17 protein-coding genes are annotated in these 15,878 nt (G+C 67.9%); 4 read left to right on the top strand and 13 right to left on the bottom strand.

The genetic code is table 11. From position 1 onward, the window contains the following. Window positions 1–13 precede the first annotated feature (13 nt). The 12 genes from SA190iCDA_RS18500 to SA190iCDA_RS18555 all read right to left on the bottom strand — a co-directional run bounded on the left by SA190iCDA_RS18500 (window position 14) and on the right by SA190iCDA_RS18555 (window position 10,858). Window positions 14–673 (bottom strand): general secretion pathway protein GspN, encoded by a 660-nt coding sequence (locus SA190iCDA_RS18500; protein WP_070885506.1) that lies wholly within the window; start codon window positions 671–673, stop codon window positions 14–16. Continuing rightward, window positions 670–1,056 carry a type II secretion system protein GspM gene (gene gspM / locus SA190iCDA_RS18505; protein WP_070885507.1) on the bottom strand — a complete coding sequence of 129 codons (387 nt, stop codon included), beginning with the start codon at window positions 1,054–1,056 and terminating at the stop codon, window positions 670–672. The genes SA190iCDA_RS18500 and gspM overlap by 4 nt, the downstream gene beginning before the upstream one ends. Then, on the bottom strand, window positions 1,056–2,159 hold the full coding sequence (locus SA190iCDA_RS18510) for a GspL/Epsl periplasmic domain-containing protein (protein WP_070885767.1): 1,104 nt from the start codon (window positions 2,157–2,159) through the stop codon (window positions 1,056–1,058). Before SA190iCDA_RS18510 ends, gspM begins: the two co-directional genes overlap by 1 nt. Then, the gene (locus SA190iCDA_RS18515) at window positions 2,156–2,746 is read right to left on the bottom strand and encodes a prepilin-type N-terminal cleavage/methylation domain-containing protein (RefSeq protein WP_070885508.1); all 591 of its coding nucleotides are present in this window, start codon (window positions 2,744–2,746) and stop codon (window positions 2,156–2,158) included. Before SA190iCDA_RS18515 ends, SA190iCDA_RS18510 begins: the two co-directional genes overlap by 4 nt. Beyond that, window positions 2,743–3,108: a type II secretion system protein gene (locus tag SA190iCDA_RS18520; RefSeq protein WP_070885509.1), complete on the bottom strand. Its 366-nt coding sequence runs from the start codon at window positions 3,106–3,108 to the stop codon at window positions 2,743–2,745. The genes SA190iCDA_RS18515 and SA190iCDA_RS18520 overlap by 4 nt, the downstream gene beginning before the upstream one ends. Then, window positions 3,105–3,554 carry a type II secretion system minor pseudopilin GspH gene (gene gspH / locus SA190iCDA_RS18525; protein ID WP_070885510.1) on the bottom strand — a complete coding sequence of 150 codons (450 nt, stop codon included), beginning with the start codon at window positions 3,552–3,554 and terminating at the stop codon, window positions 3,105–3,107. Before gspH ends, SA190iCDA_RS18520 begins: the two co-directional genes overlap by 4 nt. Before the next feature lie 183 nt (window positions 3,555–3,737). Then, window positions 3,738–4,172: a type II secretion system major pseudopilin GspG gene (gspG, locus tag SA190iCDA_RS18530; protein ID WP_070885511.1), complete on the bottom strand. Its 435-nt coding sequence runs from the start codon at window positions 4,170–4,172 to the stop codon at window positions 3,738–3,740. Window positions 4,173–4,186: 14 nt separating this feature from the next. Continuing rightward, window positions 4,187–5,389 (bottom strand): type II secretion system inner membrane protein GspF, encoded by a 1,203-nt coding sequence (gspF, locus tag SA190iCDA_RS18535; RefSeq protein ID WP_070885512.1) that lies wholly within the window; start codon window positions 5,387–5,389, stop codon window positions 4,187–4,189. Between the two features lie 2 nt (window positions 5,390–5,391). Next, window positions 5,392–6,840, bottom strand: a complete 1,449-nt coding sequence (locus SA190iCDA_RS18540; protein WP_083329793.1) for a GspE/PulE family protein — start codon at window positions 6,838–6,840, stop codon at window positions 5,392–5,394. Window positions 6,841–6,845: 5 nt separating this feature from the next. Next, the gene (gspD, locus tag SA190iCDA_RS18545; RefSeq protein ID WP_070885514.1) at window positions 6,846–8,798 is read right to left on the bottom strand and encodes a type II secretion system secretin GspD; all 1,953 of its coding nucleotides are present in this window, start codon (window positions 8,796–8,798) and stop codon (window positions 6,846–6,848) included. A gap of 3 nt (window positions 8,799–8,801) precedes the next feature. Further along, a complete protein-coding gene (locus SA190iCDA_RS18550; RefSeq protein ID WP_070885515.1) occupies window positions 8,802–9,227 on the bottom strand; it encodes a pilus assembly protein PilZ in 426 nt (141 codons plus the stop codon). Further along, a complete protein-coding gene (locus SA190iCDA_RS18555) occupies window positions 9,224–10,858 on the bottom strand; it encodes a lipoprotein UxpA (RefSeq protein WP_070885516.1) in 1,635 nt (544 codons plus the stop codon). Before SA190iCDA_RS18555 ends, SA190iCDA_RS18550 begins: the two co-directional genes overlap by 4 nt. A gap of 242 nt (window positions 10,859–11,100) precedes the next feature. Between SA190iCDA_RS18555 and SA190iCDA_RS18560 the strand changes: the two genes are divergently transcribed. After that, entirely contained in the window at window positions 11,101–13,143 is a 2,043-nt protein-coding gene (locus SA190iCDA_RS18560) for a PhoX family protein (protein WP_070885517.1), read from the top strand. Window positions 13,144–13,475: 332 nt separating this feature from the next. On the opposite strand, the gene gspK is transcribed toward SA190iCDA_RS18560, so the two are convergent. Beyond that, a complete protein-coding gene (gene gspK / locus SA190iCDA_RS18565) occupies window positions 13,476–14,447 on the bottom strand; it encodes a type II secretion system minor pseudopilin GspK (RefSeq protein ID WP_070885518.1) in 972 nt (323 codons plus the stop codon). A gap of 152 nt (window positions 14,448–14,599) precedes the next feature. Here gspK and tatA point away from each other — a divergent pair, with 152 nt between their 5' ends. The 3 genes from tatA to tatC are packed head-to-tail and all read left to right on the top strand — an operon-like array spanning window position 14,600 to window position 15,866. Then, window positions 14,600–14,833: a twin-arginine translocase TatA/TatE family subunit gene (tatA, locus tag SA190iCDA_RS18570; RefSeq protein WP_070885519.1), complete on the top strand. Its 234-nt coding sequence runs from the start codon at window positions 14,600–14,602 to the stop codon at window positions 14,831–14,833. Then, window positions 14,833–15,120 (top strand): Sec-independent protein translocase protein TatB, encoded by a 288-nt coding sequence (gene tatB, locus SA190iCDA_RS18575; protein WP_070885520.1) that lies wholly within the window; start codon window positions 14,833–14,835, stop codon window positions 15,118–15,120. The genes tatA and tatB overlap by 1 nt, the downstream gene beginning before the upstream one ends. After that, window positions 15,117–15,866 carry a twin-arginine translocase subunit TatC gene (gene tatC / locus SA190iCDA_RS18580; protein ID WP_070885521.1) on the top strand — a complete coding sequence of 250 codons (750 nt, stop codon included), beginning with the start codon at window positions 15,117–15,119 and terminating at the stop codon, window positions 15,864–15,866. Before tatB ends, tatC begins: the two co-directional genes overlap by 4 nt. Window positions 15,867–15,878 lie beyond the last annotated feature (12 nt).

Consider the following 15,878-nt stretch of genomic DNA (forward strand, 5'->3'; position numbering starts at 1 on the left):
TGAGCTGGCGTGATTACCAACGGATAGTGCGCGCCACCTCGGTGCCGCCCGGCGCCAGCCATTGCCCACTGACCAGCAGCGGTTGCAGCGCCGCGCCAGGCTCGACGCGCCCCGTCAACCTGGCCTGCCGGGCGAGCAGATCGGCCGCCAGGTCGGCATGGTGCTGACCGGCCAAACTCAGCTGCCCTGCCAGTTTCCAGCCGGTGCTGCAATCCAGCGCCAGGCGCGCCTGGCCCAATTCCAGCTGCCAGGGCGCCTGCAGCGCCAGCCCATCACCCTGCAACTGGCCCTCGGCTGAGCGGCAACGCGACGCGCTGCCGCTCAGCACGATACGGCCCTGCCACTGCCCCGCCAGGCGGTAATCGGTCGCCAGCGTATGAGGATCGCTGACCGGCTGTAGCGAGGCCTGCCAGGCCCAAGGCCACCCGGCCACCTGCAACTGCCAGCGCTGCCCCTGGTAACCGGCGCTCGCCTGGGCCCTGGCTCGCCAGGGTTGCCATTGCCAACGCAGCGGCCCCAAGTCCCCCAGGCGCTCGGCCTGCCCCTGCCAGAGACTGCCGCTGATGCCGGCCAGCGGTACCGGCAGGGGCGCCAACAGCCAGCGGGCGGGCAGCTCGACCAGCAGGGTCAGGGCGAATACCAGCAGCGCCCACAGCCACGCGCGCCGGCTCATCGCTGCAGGGCCAGTTCGAAGTGCAGCGCCGACTCCTCACGGCGCAGGCTCCAGCGCAACAGCTGGGCGCCCTCCCGCTCCAGCTGCAGGAGCCAGTCCTGCAACACGCGCTCATCCTTGAGCCGCCCCCGTACCAGCCAGTGCGCGGTGTCCGGCTCCAGGGTGTCGATGCGGATGGCGCGGGCCTTGGCAGCCTGCTGCAGGTCCTCGGCGCTCAGCGTCCTGTCGGCCCGCAGGGCCAGGCTCGCGCCTGCCAGCGCCTGCCATTGGCCAAAGGCCTGCCAGCGCTGCTGGCCTTCACGCCAGGCCAGCAGCGCCAGCAGTACGGCGATGATTGCCACCGCCAGCAGGCGTAGGCCGCGGTGTTCGAGATTCAGGCTCATTAGGCGCCTCCGAGGTCGAAAGTCAGATCGAGTTCGTCGCCGGCCTGGCTCACCTGTACCGCCACGCCAATAGCGCCCGCCATCGCCTGCCAGGCTGAATCGTCGATGGCTTCATGGCCCTGCAGGCGCAGGGCCCAGCGCTGCCCATCGAACTGGGCAGCGCTCAATTGCCAGCCGGCGTTGGCACGCAACCAGCCATCGAGCTCGGTCTGCAGATGCTGCAGTTGCCGCAGGCGCAGCTGCCGCTCGTCCGCGCCCAGACGCTGCTGCTTGACCCGCTGCGCGGCTTCGCGCAGTGAAGCGACCGGGCCGACCACGGCTTCCACCTGCGCCTGATAGACGCCCTGCTGCCGCCATTGCTGGCTGGCCCACAGCCCCGCCCAGAGCACGGCCAGAGCCAGGCAGGCAGCCGGCAGGCGCCACAGGCCAGGGCTGAGTGCGCGCGCCTGGCGCTTCGCCCGGCGCCGTTCGAACAGGCTGGGCAGGTCATCCAGCGCGGCGAGCGGCTCGGGCCAGGCGCCCTCGAGCCTGTGGATCTCCAGCTCGCCCCAGATACCGGCAGGCGCCGCCGCCTGCAGCTCGACCGGCCAGGCCAGCCAGTGCTGGCGCGCCTCGGCGCTGCTACCGACGAACAGACTCGCCCCGCCCTCCTGGCGCCAGCACCAGGCGGCGCCGGGAGCTGGCACCGGCAACAGCTGGAACTGCGCCCAGCAGCGCTGCACATCGAGCTGCCACTCGGCGCATTGCGCCAGCCAACCGTCGAGCAGCGCCTGCTCGATGTAGACCAGCCTCATCCAGCCGGGCTCGCGGGCCAGGCAGCCGCAGGCCAGTTCCTCGGCGCTCTGCAGCAGGCGATCCTCGAGCAGCAACGGCCACTCGTGACGCTTCAGCCCCGGGGGCGCCGCCACCTGAAAGTGGCTGCACCGCTCCCCCGGCAGCACCAGCGCCACCCGTGCACCCGGTATTGCCGGCGGCGTTCCCGAACCTGAGGCCGGCACGCGGCCCTGCTCGACCCGAGCCCACTGCCAGGCCTCGCCATGGCTGCCCGGGCGCAGCAGCAACCAGGGCCGTGCCGCACGGCGACGCCAAGGCTCAAGTTTCATGAACGGCCCCACGGCAGGGCGAAGGTACAGACATAGGGGGCTCCATCACGCTGAAACGTCAGGCGCACGCCCCTGTCCGGGCGCAACCTGTCCGTCGATGGCCAGGCCAGCCAGCGGCTGTCCTGGCGAAAACTGAAAGTCACCGATTCGACCCGGTCCAGCTGCTCGCGCAGGGTCCACGCCGGGGCGCCTGCGGCGTACAGATCACCGGAGGTGTACAGCAGCAGGCGCTGGCTGCGGCGCTCGTATCCCAGACGCTGGCGCTGCAGGCGGGCGCCGCCTTCGGCGCTCGGCCAGGCGCCGAGCGCCACCCACTGCAGTTGCAGCTCGTCCGGCTGCCAGTCCAGCCAGTTCAAGGCCAGCGGCAAGCGGCGCTCATGCAGCTGACGCAGCACGGTGGTATCGAAACGACGCTCCAGGGCCAGGCAGAAATCCAGTACCGGGATACCTGGCGCGCCCTGGGACAGGCGCTCGCGCACATTGATCCAGCCATTGACCAGGGCGGCCAGCAGCACGCCCAGCAAGGCCGTCAGCGCCAGGGCGACCAGCAGTTCGATCAGGGTCAAGCCGCCCTGCCTGGCGTTCATGGGCGCACCAGAAACAGCTGATACAACCCCAGCGACTCGCGGCGCTCGCCATCGGCGAACAGGCTCAGCTCGGCACGCCGCAGGTTGCGTACCCCGGTGCCCTGCATCTGCAGTTGCCAATGACAGCTGCCGTGGCCCTGGGCGAGCACCCCGGCGAGGCTGTTCTGCGCCGGCCAGAGTTGCTCGACCGCAAAACGTGCTTCCAGCTCACGGGCACACAACGCCCCGAGCTGATGCTGCTGAACGCTCTGCTGTACGGCCAGGCGCTGGCGCAGCACCTGGCTGGTCATGACCGCCAGCACGGCGGCGATACCGAGGGCGACCGTCACCTCGAGCAGGGTGAACCCGCGCTGGCGCTTCATGGCAACGACGTCCGCTGCAAGCGCCCGGCGCTTTCCCACTGCCACTGTTCGCCGCCATCGGGCCAGTGCCAGCGCAATGCCTGCGCACGCCCGACACCGTTTGGCGTGAACACCAGACGCGGCTCACCGGCAGCCGGCCAGTCAGGCCTCAGCAGCGCCGGCCATTCGCCCAGCGCGACCGCCTCGACCTGCCAGCGCAGCCCCTCCCGATCGCGCACCTGGCGCACGAACTCGGGGCGCTGGCCGTTCCAGCGCAGGCCATGAATCTGCCCGGCGTGCAACGCCTCGGCGGCCTGGGCGCGGCTGGCGGCGGCAAGGCGCTCCAGGGCCTGCTGCGCCGGCGCCTCACCGCTGTCGAGCCAGGCCACGCTGAGGCTGGTCAGCAGGCCGGCGATAAACAGCACGACCAGCAACTCCAGCAGGCTGAACCCGCGCTGCTCGGACACCCTTCAGAGCTCCCCGCCACTTAGAGTGGACGACGCTTTACCCGCCCACCGCTCACGATCGCAATGGTGGACAAAAAGAGCGTTGTCCACCCTACGGATTACGATCGCAACGGTGGACAACAGCGTTGTCCGCCCTACGCAAGTGCCTGCCACCTTGTCGCAACTCCCGCCCATGGCAGCGTCTCAGAGTTCCCAGTTGCCCAGGTCGGCATCGATGCCCTCGCCGCCCGCGACGCCATCGGCGCCCAGCGAGTAGACATCGACCCGACCATGCTGGCCCGGGCTGCGGTATTGATAAGGCTGGCCCCAGGGATCCTCGGGCAAGCGGCGGATATAGCCGTCGGCACGCCAGGCACGCGGCAGCGGCTCGACGGTCGGCTTGGCCACCAGTGCCGACAGCCCTTGCTCGTTGCTGGGGAAGCGCAGGTTGTCGAGGCGGTACATGTCCAGGGCCTGCTCGAAGGTGGACAGGTCGGCCATCACCTTCTGCTTCATGGCCTTGTCCTGGCTGCCCAGCACGCTGGGTGCGACCACGGCGATCAACAGCCCCATGATGAAGATCACCACCATGATTTCCATCAGGGTGAAGCCCCGCTGGGTGAAACGATTGCTGCGCATGATGGCGCTCCTCCTTACAGTGTCAGGCCCTGGTTGAGCTGCATGATCGGCAGCAGCACGGCCATTACGATGAACAGCACCACGCCGCCCATCACCAGAATCATCAGGGGTTCGAACAGTGCCATGGCGGTGTCCACCTGGCGGGCGAAGCCACGCTCCTGGTTGTCCGCCACGCGTTCGAGCATGTCCGGCAGGGTGCCGCTGGCCTCGCCACTGGCCACCATGTTCAGCAGCAACGGCGGGAAATGGCCGCTGGCCTCCAGCGCCCGATGCAGGCTGACGCCGCCCTTCACCTCATTGCCGACCCGCTCCAGGGCCAGACGGATGCGCCGGTTATTGACCGTGGCGGTGGCCACCTGCAGGGCCTCGAGCAGGGGCACGCCGCTGCCGACCAGAATCGCCAGGCTGCGTGACAGCCGTGCGCTTTCCAGCACCTGCAGGAGCACACCGACCTGGGGCAGGCGCAGCAGCAGATCATCGCGGCGCAGGCACCAGTGCGGTTTGCGCAGCAGTAATTTGCCGAGCAACCCCGCCAGCAGCGCCGCCCCCAGCAGCCAGGGGCCGAGCAGCACCAGCGCGTTGCTGATGCCGATCAGCAGCGTGGTGATCCACGGCAGGCTCTGCCCGGCATGGGCGAACTGCTCGGTAAGCTTGGGCACCACGAAGGTCATCAGGCCGATCACCACGGCCAGGGACACCCCCATCAGCACGGCCGGGTAGATCAGCGCGGTGCGCGCCTTGTGCTGCTGGCGTTGCACCTGCTCCAGGTGCTCGGCCAGGCGTTCGAGCACCTGGGCCAGGCGGCCGGAGCGCTCCCCGGCCTCGACCAGCGCGCAATACAGGGCCGAGAACACCCCGCCCTGGCGGGCCAGGCTGCGGGCCAGGCCGACGCCCTCGGCCAGCGAGCCGCGTACCGCCACCAGCAGGCTGCGCAGGGCGGGCTGGACCAGCTGCCGCTCCAGGGTGCCCAAGGCGTCAACCAGCGGAATGCCAGCGCCGGTAAGGGTCGCCAGTTGCCGGGTCAGCTCGCACAGCTGGGCGCGGCTGACCCGCTGGCGGCGCGGTTGGCGGCTTTGCGGGTCGTGACGGTGCAGCTCACGGGCGAACAGCCCGTTTTCGCGCAGCAACTGCCGGGCATGGCGCTCGCTGTCCGCCTGCAGGCTGGCCTTGTGCGCCTTGCCGGCCAGGTCGACGGCCTGATAGCGATAGGTCGGCATGCTCAGCCCTGCACCGCGCGCAGCACTTCGGCCAGGCTGGTGTCGCCGCGGCCCAGGCAATCGCAGGCCATGGCCGCCAGGCTCTGCCGACGCTCCTCGAGGTAGGCGTGCATGCTCACCTCGCTGGCGCCGCTGTACAGCAGCGCGATCAGCCCGTCGTCCAGCTCGATGAATTCGTACAGCCCCAGGCGCCCCTGATAACCGCTGCCCTGGCACTGCGCGCAGCCCACCGGATGAAAGCTGTGGTCGAGGCCGGCCAGCTCAGGCAGCAGCTGCCGCTCGGCGGCCTGCAGGGGGCGCCGCTCGGCGCAATTGCACAGGCGACGAACCAGGCGCTGGGCGAGCACGCCGCGCAGGCAGGAGGCGATCAGGAAGGGCTCGATACCCATGTCGCGCAGCCGGGTCACCGCGCCCACGGCGCTGTTGGTATGCAGCGTCGACAGCACCAGGTGCCCGGTAAGGCTGGCCTGCACGGCGATCTGCGCGGTTTCCCGGTCACGGATTTCGCCAAGCATGATCACGTCCGGGTCCTGGCGCAGGATCGCCCGCAGGCCACTGGCGAAGGTCAGCCCGGCACGCGGGTTGATGGCGGTCTGGCCGATGCCGGTGATGGCGTATTCCACCGGGTCTTCGACGGTGAGGATATTGCGGCTGCCATCGTTGAGGCTGTTGAGACTGGCATACAGCGTGGTGGTCTTGCCCGAGCCGGTCGGCCCGGTGCTCAGCACGATGCCGTTGGGGCGGCCCAGGCAGGCGCGCAGGCCCTGCTCCACCGCAGAGGGCATGCCCAGGTTGGGCAGCGCCAGCAGGCTGGCCTGCTTGTCCAGCACGCGCATCACCACCCGCTCGCCGTGGATGCCCGGCAGGGTGGAGACCCGCACGTCGACCTCACGGCCGGCGGCGCGCAGGGTGATGCGGCCGTCCTGGGGCTGACGCTTTTCGGCGATGTCCAGGCGCGCCATGACCTTGATGCGCGACACCAGCATCGCCGACAGCGCCCGTGGCGGGCGCAGCACCTCGCTCAGGTGGCCGTCGATGCGCAGGCGCACCACCAGGCTCTGCTCGAAGGTCTCGATATGGATATCCGAGGCCTGCAATTGCAGGGCCTGGGCGAACAGGCCGTTGATCAGGCGGATCACCGGCGCCTCGTCATCGCTCTCCAGCAGGTCCTCGATGCGCGGCATGTCGTTCATCAAACTGTCGAGATCGACCTGCTCGCCGATGCCCTCGATCAGCGCCGCATTCGCCCCCTCGCCGGCCTGGTACAGCTGGCCCAGGCGCTGTTCGAACTCGCTGCGTGGCAAGCGACACACCGAAGCCGGTGCACCCTCGACGCGCAACAGCTCCTGCAACTGGTCGGTGTCGGCGTCCTCGCACAGCCACAGGCTCCAGCTGCCCTCGCCGGGCACCCAGGCCAGGCCGGCCTGCCGGGCCAGGCGATAGGGCAACAGGCCCATTACCAGGCGCCCCCATCGAGGCGCGCGCGGCTGGCCGGGAACAGCTGCTGCAGCCCGGCGTCGCCGTCCAGCGCCGGCAACTCCAGCGCCGTCTCGCGCTGCAGGTTCTGGTATTTATCGGCACTGAAGCTGGCGATGCTCGGCCCGTCACGCAGGATGCGCGGGCGGATGAACACCATCAGGTTCTGTTTGACGCCGCTCTTGCCGGTCGAGCGGAACAGCCGGCCGAGGCCGGGTATGTCGCCGAGCAGGGGCACCTTCTGGTCGGTATTGCTGGTTTCATCGCTGATCAGCCCACCGAGAATGATCAGGCCGTTGTCCTCGACCATGACCTTGGTCTTGATCTCGCGCTTGTTGGTGATCACGTCGCTGGCCGAGGCGAAGTCGGCAATCGACGACACCTCCTGGACGATGTCCAGGCGCACGCTGTTGTCGATATTGATCTGCGGCTTGATGCGCAACTTCACGCCGACCTCGCGGCGCTCGATGGTCTGGTACGGGTTGCTGTTGTTCTGGGTCACCGAGCCGGTGACGAAGGGCACTTCCTGGCCAACCAGAATCGACGCCTCGGCGTTGTCCAGGGTCAGCAGGGTCGGGGTGGACAGCAGGTTGAAGCCGCTCTTGCTCTTCAGCGCATTGAGCAGCACGGCGAAATTGAAGCCACCGCCGAAATGACCGATGCCGGCGGTCGCGCCGTTGACACCCGACAGCAGCTCGCCGAGGGCGGCGTTGTCGCCACTGGCCGCCGCACCGGCGATGCTGGCGATATTCGCGCCACCAGCGCTGAAGTTGACCACCCCGGCGCCGAGTTTCTCGTCGGCGAACAGCCACTGCACGCCCAGCTCCTCGGCGCGGGAATCGGAAACCTCGGCGATGATTGCCTCGACCACCACCTGGGCGCGGCGGATGTCCAGTTGCTCGACGATCGAGCGGTAGGCCGCCAGTTCGCTGTCCGGGCCGACCATCACCACCGCGTTGGTGCCCTCCTCGTATTCCAGGCGCACCCCGGAATCGCTGATCGGCAGGCGCGCGACCTGGGCGCCCTCCGCGCCCTCGCCGGGGGCCTGGGGCGCCTCCTGGCTGAGACCGCGCAGCACCTTGACCACCTCGGCGGCGTTGGCATGGCGCAGGTAGATCACCTGGGTATTGGAGGCGCGCAACTCGCCGCCCGGTCGATCCAGCTGGGTCAGCAGGGCGCGCACCCGCTCACGGCTGTCGGCACTGCCGCGGACCAGCAGGGCGTTGCTGCGCGGGTCGGCGATCACCTGGGCGCCGTCGGCGCCCTTGTCGCTGGCCAGCAGGCGAGTGATCAGCGCGCTGGTATCGGCGGCGCTGGCGTGCTGCAGGGGCATCACCTGCAGCGGCTCGTCGCTGACCTGATCGAGTTCGGCGAGCAGGCGGTCGATACGCCCCAGGTTGCTGCGCCAGTCGGTGACCACCAGCAGGTTGGCGGCAGGGTACGGGGTGATGACCCCGACCCGCGGATCGATCAGCGGCTTGATGATGCCGAGCAACTGCTCGCTGGCGGCATTGCGCACGCTGAACACCCGGGTGGCGATACCGTCGCCGGCGGCCGGCTGCCCGCCGCTGGGGTCCACGGGCACCGGTTCCAGGCGCGCGGCCTGGTCAGGCAGAATCTTCACGCTGCCGTTGGGCAGGTTGACCGCGGCGAAGCCCTGGGCACGCAGTTGCGCCAGAAAGATGTCGTAGATGGCTTCGCTGTCATGGCGCTCGACGGTGCGCACGGTGACCTTGCCCTTGACCCGCGGGTCGACGATAAAGGTGGTGCCGGTGATCTGCGACACGCTGTCGATGAACTCGCTGAGCTCGGTGTCGACGAAATTCACCTCGTACAGCGGCGACTCGGCGACCGGCAGGTCCAGCAGCTCATCGGCCAGAATCTGGGTAGCGCCCAGGGCCAGCAGCGCGGCCAGGCAGTAGCGAACAATCATCTCTTATCCTTGCCGCTTGAAGCCGGTCACGGCAGGCCGTGGCGGCCAGGGCAGGCGCTCGCGCCGCCCCTGGTTATCGAAAATCAGCCCCGTGTCGTCGATGTCCTGCAGCACGATGCCGGGGGCGAGGCGTTGCCCGCGGCGGTAGCTGCGTACCTGCTGCTCGTAGCGCAGCACCACCACCGTGGCGCCCAGCGGCTGCGCGCGCAGCCCGCCCAGGTACTGGACCGGCAGCCGGGTCAGCGGCACTGCACCGTCGTCGGCCTGCAGCTGCCAGTGGCCAACCAACAGGCCGGGCGGCGCGGCCACCTCGACGGCGGCGGCACGGGCCGGTTGCGGCTCACGGCTGAGCAGCAGCACGCACTGCGCCGCCAGCCAGGCCCCGAGGGTCAGCCACAGGCCGTTCCACAGGCGCGGCGCGCTGATCAACTGATGCCTCTGGGGTGCCAGCCGGGATGGCCCTGCACGTAGCGCACGCTGGGCAGCTGCAGGGCCGGCAATTGCCAGTCGGCCGGCTGCCTGCTCAGCCAGGTTTCCACGCGCTGCCAGAGGGGTTCACCGCGGGCATCGGCGCTCAGGGAAACGCTGCGACACAGGCCGTCGAGCGGCGCCAGGCCGGAAACCCGCTTGCCGCCCGGGCTGTAGTTGACCTGCCAGGCCTGCCCCTGCCAGCGCGGCAGGTCCTGGCTGTTGTCGAGCAGCAGGGGGTCGCCGAACAGCTGGTCGGCGGCGTTCTCCAGCACGCTTTCCAGCGGCTTCACCGGCGCCTCGACCACGGCGGCCGGATAGCCGCCGGTCAGGCTGATCAGCTGTTCGCGGGTAATCGCCTGGCCAGCGGCCAGGGGGCTGTCGTAACGCAGGCCGGGCAACAACACCTGCATCCGGCCGTCATCGGAGAGGGCCTGATGCAGCAGGCGGTCCCAGCTGCCACCGCGGGTGTCGCGCCGCCACAGCGCCTGTGGCGCCCTGGCCAGGGGCTGATCGAGCCAGGCGGCGTGGGGCGCGCGCTGGCTCTGCAAGTGGCTGCGCAAGTTTGCTGCATAGGCCTGGCCGGCCGGGGAAAGCAGTTGCTCGAAGGCGGGGTGAAAACGGGCGACGAAGGTCCATCGCCCGGCCTGGCGCTGGCAACCGATATGAAAGGCACCGCTGGCCCGGCAGCCGCCGAGCACCACCGGCACCCGCCTGCCGCTGCTCTGCAGCACCTCGATCGGCGTTGGCCAGAAATCCTGCCCGCGGGCACACAACAGCAGGTCGGTATCGCCCAACCGTTCGGCCAGCCAGAGGCCGGGCCCGGTGCCCACGTCGGCAAGGGCGATGACCAGATCGGCCTGGCCACGCGCCGCCTTGAAGGCTGGCAGCAGCGATTGGTACCACTGTTTCAAGGAAGCCTTCTGATCCCCGGCATAGGGGTCGGTGATGCCTACCACGGCAATTCGCAGGCCAGCACGGCGGATCAGGGTGAAGGGTTGCACCCCCAGGGCCTGGGCCTGATCCTCGGCCAGGCTGGCACCCAGCACCGGCCGAGCGAACTGTCGATAGAGACCGGCGCAGCGCTGTGGCCACAGCAGCCGCTCATCGCTGCTGACCCGCACCTCGCTGCCCAGCAGTTGGCTACCCTGGGCGCCACTCTCGCCCTGGGTCAGATAGGCCAGCCCGCTGCCGTTCCAGCCCTGGCCGTTCTCCAGGGTCAGGCAGCGCCCGGCGCCGTGGCGCTGGCGCAGTTCTTCCAGCACGGCGCCCAGCACCGCGTAGCCACCGATGCTGACGGCCTCGGCCAGGTGCGCATCAAGCAGCGGGTTGAGTTCGCTGCGCGCCTGGTGGGCATGGCTGCCGCTGAGCCAGGGCGCGCGCCCGAGGTGGGAAACCGGCCCCAGCCGGGTCGCCGGCACCACCGGCTGACCGGGCTGGCGGGCATCCAGGGTATCGGCGATATAAAGCAATTCCAGTTCCGATTGCCCGGCCGACCGTGGGGTCGCGAAGCCCGAGCAGGCGCTGAGCAGCGGTGCCATCGCGCCGATGCCCATCCAGCCCATCACTTCCCGTCTGCCGATGTCTGTCATCGCCCCGCTCGCCTCACCTTTATGCATGGTCGGGGCGGGATACTGGGCAGCTTATGTGACAGTTTAATGGCGGTTATTCGACAGCCCTACCGCTAGTCTGAATTGAAAAAACCAGATAAATCAGAAAGCTAGCGTCATAAAGCTTTCAATAGCCATTAACAGAACTGCCAAAAAATCATCACACACGGTCTCTACAGTCCCGGTTTCCTCAAGCCGCTTCACCAGAAAAAGGACATGACCTGATGAGTCGAGATACCGGCGATAACCTGGACCGCAATAGCAGTGGCAACCTGCCCATGGCATCGGTTCTGGACGCGTACCTGAGCCGCCGCAGCGTGATGCGTGGAGGCCTGGGCGCGGCAATCGCGATGATCGCAGGCACCGGCCTCACCGGCTGTTTCGACAGCGGCGGCTCCAGCAACGACAGCGCCCCCAGCGAGCCACCCGCCGAACCGAACCTGGCCCTCGGCTTCCAGTCCATCGCCGGCTCGCGTACCGATGCCTGCGTGGTGGCTGCCGGTTACAGCGCCTACGTGCTGGCCCCCTGGGGCACGCCGTTCAACTCCCTGGCCGCCCCCTGGAAAGACGATGGCAGCAACACCGCCACCGACCAGGAAAACTCGGCCGGCATGCACCATGACGGCATGCACTTCTTCCCCATCAACGGCAGTTCCGAAGATGGCCTGCTGGCGGTCAACTACGAATACATCGACGAAGATGCCCTGCACCCCAATGGCCCGACCACCGTCAACGGCCGACGCCCGGCCGAGGAAGTGCGCAAGGAAATCAACGCCCATGGCGCCGGTGTCATTCGCATCAGCAAGGTCAACGGCCGTTGGCAGGTGGTCGATAACGACCCCCTGAACCGCCGCTTCACTACCGCCACCGTGATGGACATCTCCGGCCCGCTGAGTGGCACCGACCACCTGAAGACCAAGTTCTCGCCGACCGGTACCCAGACCCGCGGCACCAACAACAACTGCGGCAACGGTTACACGCCGTGGGGCACCTACCTGACCTGTGAAGAGAACTGGCCGTCGATCTTCATCAACACCGGCACCCGCCCTGCCGACCAGTCGCGTATCGGTATCGGCACCAGCACCGGTCGCTATGGCTGGGAAACCGCCGCCGGGGATGCCTCGGAACAAAACGACGAATTCACCCGCTTCAACATCACCCCAAGTGGCGCGTCGGCCACCGATGACTATCGCAACGAAGCCAGCACCTACGGCTACATCGTCGAGATCGACCCCTTCGATGCCAGCACCCGCGCCGTGAAGCGCACTGCACTGGGCCGCTTCCGCCACGAAGGCTGCTGGCCGGCGCTACCGGTGGTCGGCAAACCGGTGGTGTTCTACAGCGGCGACGACTCGAACAACGAGTACCTGTACAAGTACGTGTCCAACGCCCTGTGGGAGGCCGCCGACGCCAACCCCAGCGACCGCCTGGCCACTGGCGCCAAATACATGGATAACGGCACCCTGTACGTGGCCCGTTTCGATGCCGACGGCACCGGTGCGTGGATCCCGCTGGTAGCGGCCACCCCGACCACCGATGGCAGCACCCTGGGCGCCAAGTTCACCGACCTGCCGGGGATCATCCTCAACACCCGGGGCGCGGCCGATGCCGTGGGTGCAACGCCGATGGACCGACCGGAGTGGACCGCCGTCAACCCGCTCAATGGCGATGTCTACCTAACCCTGACCAACAACAGCGCGCGCACCGCCGCCACCGTGGACGCCGCCAACCCACGCGGCCCGAACCGCCATGGCCACGTGATCCGCTGGCACGACAGCGACGATCAGCTGAGCTTCACCTGGGACATCTTCGTGTTCGGCGCCAATGCCTCGGCCACGCCGGACATCAACCGGTCGGGCCTGACCGAGCTCAACCAGTTCGCCAGCCCGGACGGCATGAGCTTCGACAGCCGCGGGGTTCTGTGGATCCAGACCGACAATGGCGAATCCAGCGTGACCAGCTACACCAACGACCAGATGCTGGCGGTGATCCCCACCAACCTGGTCGACACCAACGGCCAGCAGGTACCGGTCAACGCGCAGAACCAGGTGGACCTGCGCCGTTTCTTCGTGGGCCCCAACGGCTGCGAAGTGACCGGCATCGCCTTCACCCCGGACAACAAGTCGATGTTCATCAACATCCAGCACCCGGGCAACTGGCCATACAGCGACGTCGCCACCGAGGAAACGCCAGCCGGCACCACCGTCCGCCCACGGGCCTCAACGGTGGTAATCCAGCGCAACGACGGCGGCGAAATCGGCGTCTGACCGGCCCACGCGGCACGGGGCAATCTCGTGCCGCCTCTCTTCGCCTGGGTGGCGCAACCGCGACGCCCAGGCGCTCTCTTCTCAGAACCTGTTCACGATCATTCGCCGTAATTGCACCTGCAATGACTGCAACGTGGCGCAAGCAGCCGCAAGCTGCAAGCCCCGAGCTACAAGTTAAAAAGCAGTCCACAGTGCTCTAGCTTCTTCTTGCAGCTTGCAGCTTGCGGCTTGAAGCCCAATGTCCGCTTTTGCAGTCGATTCCAAGGATACAAGCTTCCAGAAACCCAGAGATCGTGAACGGGTCTCAGGTACCGCTTGCCATCAGCCCCTAGCTACAAGGCGAACGGCAAGGGTTCCCGGCTGATCACCTGCACCCGTTGCGCGGGCACCTGTGCGTGCCAGCGCACCACCCCCTGGGCCTGCACCTGGAACTGGCTGCTGATCCGCCGGCCATCCTGCTCGAACTCGAGCTGCAGCAGGAAATCACCGCTGTTGAGCAGCAGCCCTTCGCTCAAACGCTCGAACGTCGGGTCGTCCAGCGCGCCCAGGGCCTCGCGCAACGCGGCCACATCGCGGTAACCGTTGGCCGGTCGGCCGGTGATGATGCGCGCCAGCAGCGAGCGCGCGAACTCGCCCTCGTAGAGCGCGTCGAGCAGGGGCAGATGCTCCAGGCTCAGGGCATTGGCATTGAGTCGCCAGCCTGATGTCTGCGGCAGCGCACAGAGCTGCGGATAGCGCAGCTGCCGGCCACGCTGGGGGGTGAGCAGCAGATTCAGCTCGCTCATGTCCACCATCGGCTGATTGGCTGCCAGCCGAGGGGGCGTCTGGCGCAGGTACTGATCGCTTTCGGCGCCGTGCAGGCGGCTTTGGCCGTCGCTGTCGATCCAGTCGGCCAGGGCCTGCACCAGTTGCTCGGCGGCCAGGTCGTCGCCGAGCAGATACTGCAGCTGACGCTCGGCCCGTTCGGCCTCCTGGCCGGCCAGCGCGTTGACGTTGAAGCAGCTGTGCAGATCACGAATGCGCAGGGTCGCCGCGCCGCCGGCGAAATCGTAGCGCAACGGCTGGCCACGCAGGGCTTGCCAGAACAGCGGGCTCTGCCGCCAGGCAGGATCGCGCAGCGCCTGCTCGGCGAACGCCAGGCCGGCCACCTCCAGGGCCCGCGCCTGGATACGCTGTTGCTGCAGACGCACCGCATCGACCTGCTGACGGCCCTGCTGCACCATCCACGCCAATCCGCCGGCGAGCATGGCCAGGGCCACCAGCACCATCAATAACGCTGCGCCGCATTGCCGCCTGCACCCCATCACTCAGCCCTCGAAAACACGGAGCCGACAGTCAACAGGCTGAATGTTGCAGAGAGGTGGCAAGCGCCTCTTTTCGTCATCGCCGCGTCACCGTAGCGTCACAAAGCCCAGGCAGATTAGCCCTTCAATTTCATGGCGTTGGAGCGTTTTTCATGGGTGGTATCGGTATCTGGCAACTGGTCATCGTGCTGTTGATCGTGTTCCTGCTGTTCGGCAGCAAACGCCTCAAGACGCTGGGTGGCGATCTGGGTGAAACCATCCAGGGTTTCCGCAAATCCATGGCCGGCAACAGCGAAGCGGACGAGCCACCAGCCCAGGTGCAGCAGCAGGCACCACTGGCCGAAACCGCTCAGCCAGCCCAGGCCCACTCGGACCGGCCGGCCTGATGTTCGAAATAGGCTTCACCGAACTGCTGCTGGTCAGTGTGGTGGCGTTGCTGGTGCTCGGCCCGGAACGCCTGCCGGTGGCGGCCCGCACCCTGGGCCGCGGCCTTGGCCAGGCAAAACGGGCAATGAACATGCTGCGTGACCAGGTGGAACGTGAGTTGGATGCCCAGGCCGTGAGCAAGGAGCTGGATGCCCTGCCGTTGCGGCAACTGGAGCAGGAGCTGCGTCGCGGCACCAGCCTGCAGGCGCCGCAGCCGGCGACCGGCAAAGCGGAGGGCACGCCATGAGCAGCATGCCGTTGACCGCCCACCTGGGCGAACTGCGCAAGCGCCTGGTGCGCTGCCTGCTGGCGATCGTGCTGGCGTTCCTGGGCCTGTTCCCCTTCGCCCAGACCCTTTACACGCTGATCTCCGAACCGCTGCGCCGCTACCTGCCCGAAGGCGCGAGCATGATCGCCACCAGTGTGACCTCGCCGTTCCTGGCGCCATTCAAACTGACCCTGATGGTCGCCGTGTTCCTCTGCATGCCGGTGCTGTTGCATCAGGCGTGGGGCTTCGTGGCACCGGGCCTGTATCGCCGCGAGCGACGCATCGCGGTGCCGCTACTGGTCTCCAGCATCCTGCTGTTCTATGCCGGCATGGCCTTCGCGTTCTTCGCGGTATTCCCGATGATGTTCGGCTTCTTCGCCAGCGTCACCCCCGATGGCGTGGAGATGATGACCGATATCGCCCTGTACCTGGACTTCATCCTCGCCCTGTTCCTGGCATTCGGGCTGGCCTTCGAGATTCCCGTGGCCACTTTCATCATCGTCTGGGCCGGGCTGACCGATGTCGACACCTTGCGTCGCAGCCGGCCCTACGTGATCGTCGGCTGCTTCGTGGTCGGCATGCTGCTGACCCCGCCGGACGTGTTCTCGCAAACCATGCTGGCGGTGCCGATGTGGCTGCTGTTCGAAGTCGGCCTGCTGGCCTGCGGCAGCATCCAGCGGCGCCCGCAGCAGCAAGGCGAGCAGGAACTGGCCGTCAGCGAGTAGGCGAGGCAGGCG

Source organism: Pseudomonas argentinensis (assembly GCF_001839655.2).
GTDB classification, from domain to species: Bacteria; Pseudomonadota; Gammaproteobacteria; order Pseudomonadales; family Pseudomonadaceae; genus Aquipseudomonas; species Aquipseudomonas argentinensis_B.

Bases quoted from the DNA above. Each gene is read 5' to 3' on its own strand.
- SA190iCDA_RS18500 (WP_070885506.1), bottom strand. From the start codon at position 673: ATGAGCCGGCGCGCGTGGCTGTGGGCGCTGCTGGTATTCGCCCTGACC.
- gspM (WP_070885507.1), bottom strand. From the start codon at position 1,056: ATGAGCCTGAATCTCGAACACCGCGGCCTACGCCTGCTGGCGGTGGCA.
- SA190iCDA_RS18510 (WP_070885767.1), bottom strand. From the start codon at position 2,159: ATGAAACTTGAGCCTTGGCGTCGCCGTGCGGCACGGCCCTGGTTGCTG.
- SA190iCDA_RS18515 (WP_070885508.1), bottom strand. From the start codon at position 2,746: ATGAACGCCAGGCAGGGCGGCTTGACCCTGATCGAACTGCTGGTCGCC.
- SA190iCDA_RS18520 (WP_070885509.1), bottom strand. From the start codon at position 3,108: ATGAAGCGCCAGCGCGGGTTCACCCTGCTCGAGGTGACGGTCGCCCTC.
- gspG (WP_070885511.1), bottom strand. From the start codon at position 4,172: ATGCGCAGCAATCGTTTCACCCAGCGGGGCTTCACCCTGATGGAAATC.
- gspF (WP_070885512.1), bottom strand. From the start codon at position 5,389: ATGCCGACCTATCGCTATCAGGCCGTCGACCTGGCCGGCAAGGCGCAC.
- gspD (WP_070885514.1), bottom strand. From the start codon at position 8,798: ATGATTGTTCGCTACTGCCTGGCCGCGCTGCTGGCCCTGGGCGCTACC.
- SA190iCDA_RS18555 (WP_070885516.1), bottom strand. From the start codon at position 10,858: ATGACAGACATCGGCAGACGGGAAGTGATGGGCTGGATGGGCATCGGC.
- SA190iCDA_RS18560 (WP_070885517.1), top strand. From the start codon at position 11,101: ATGAGTCGAGATACCGGCGATAACCTGGACCGCAATAGCAGTGGCAAC.
- gspK (WP_070885518.1), bottom strand. From the start codon at position 14,447: ATGGGGTGCAGGCGGCAATGCGGCGCAGCGTTATTGATGGTGCTGGTG.
- tatA (WP_070885519.1), top strand. From the start codon at position 14,600: ATGGGTGGTATCGGTATCTGGCAACTGGTCATCGTGCTGTTGATCGTG.
- tatB (WP_070885520.1), top strand. From the start codon at position 14,833: ATGTTCGAAATAGGCTTCACCGAACTGCTGCTGGTCAGTGTGGTGGCG.
- tatC (WP_070885521.1), top strand. From the start codon at position 15,117: ATGAGCAGCATGCCGTTGACCGCCCACCTGGGCGAACTGCGCAAGCGC.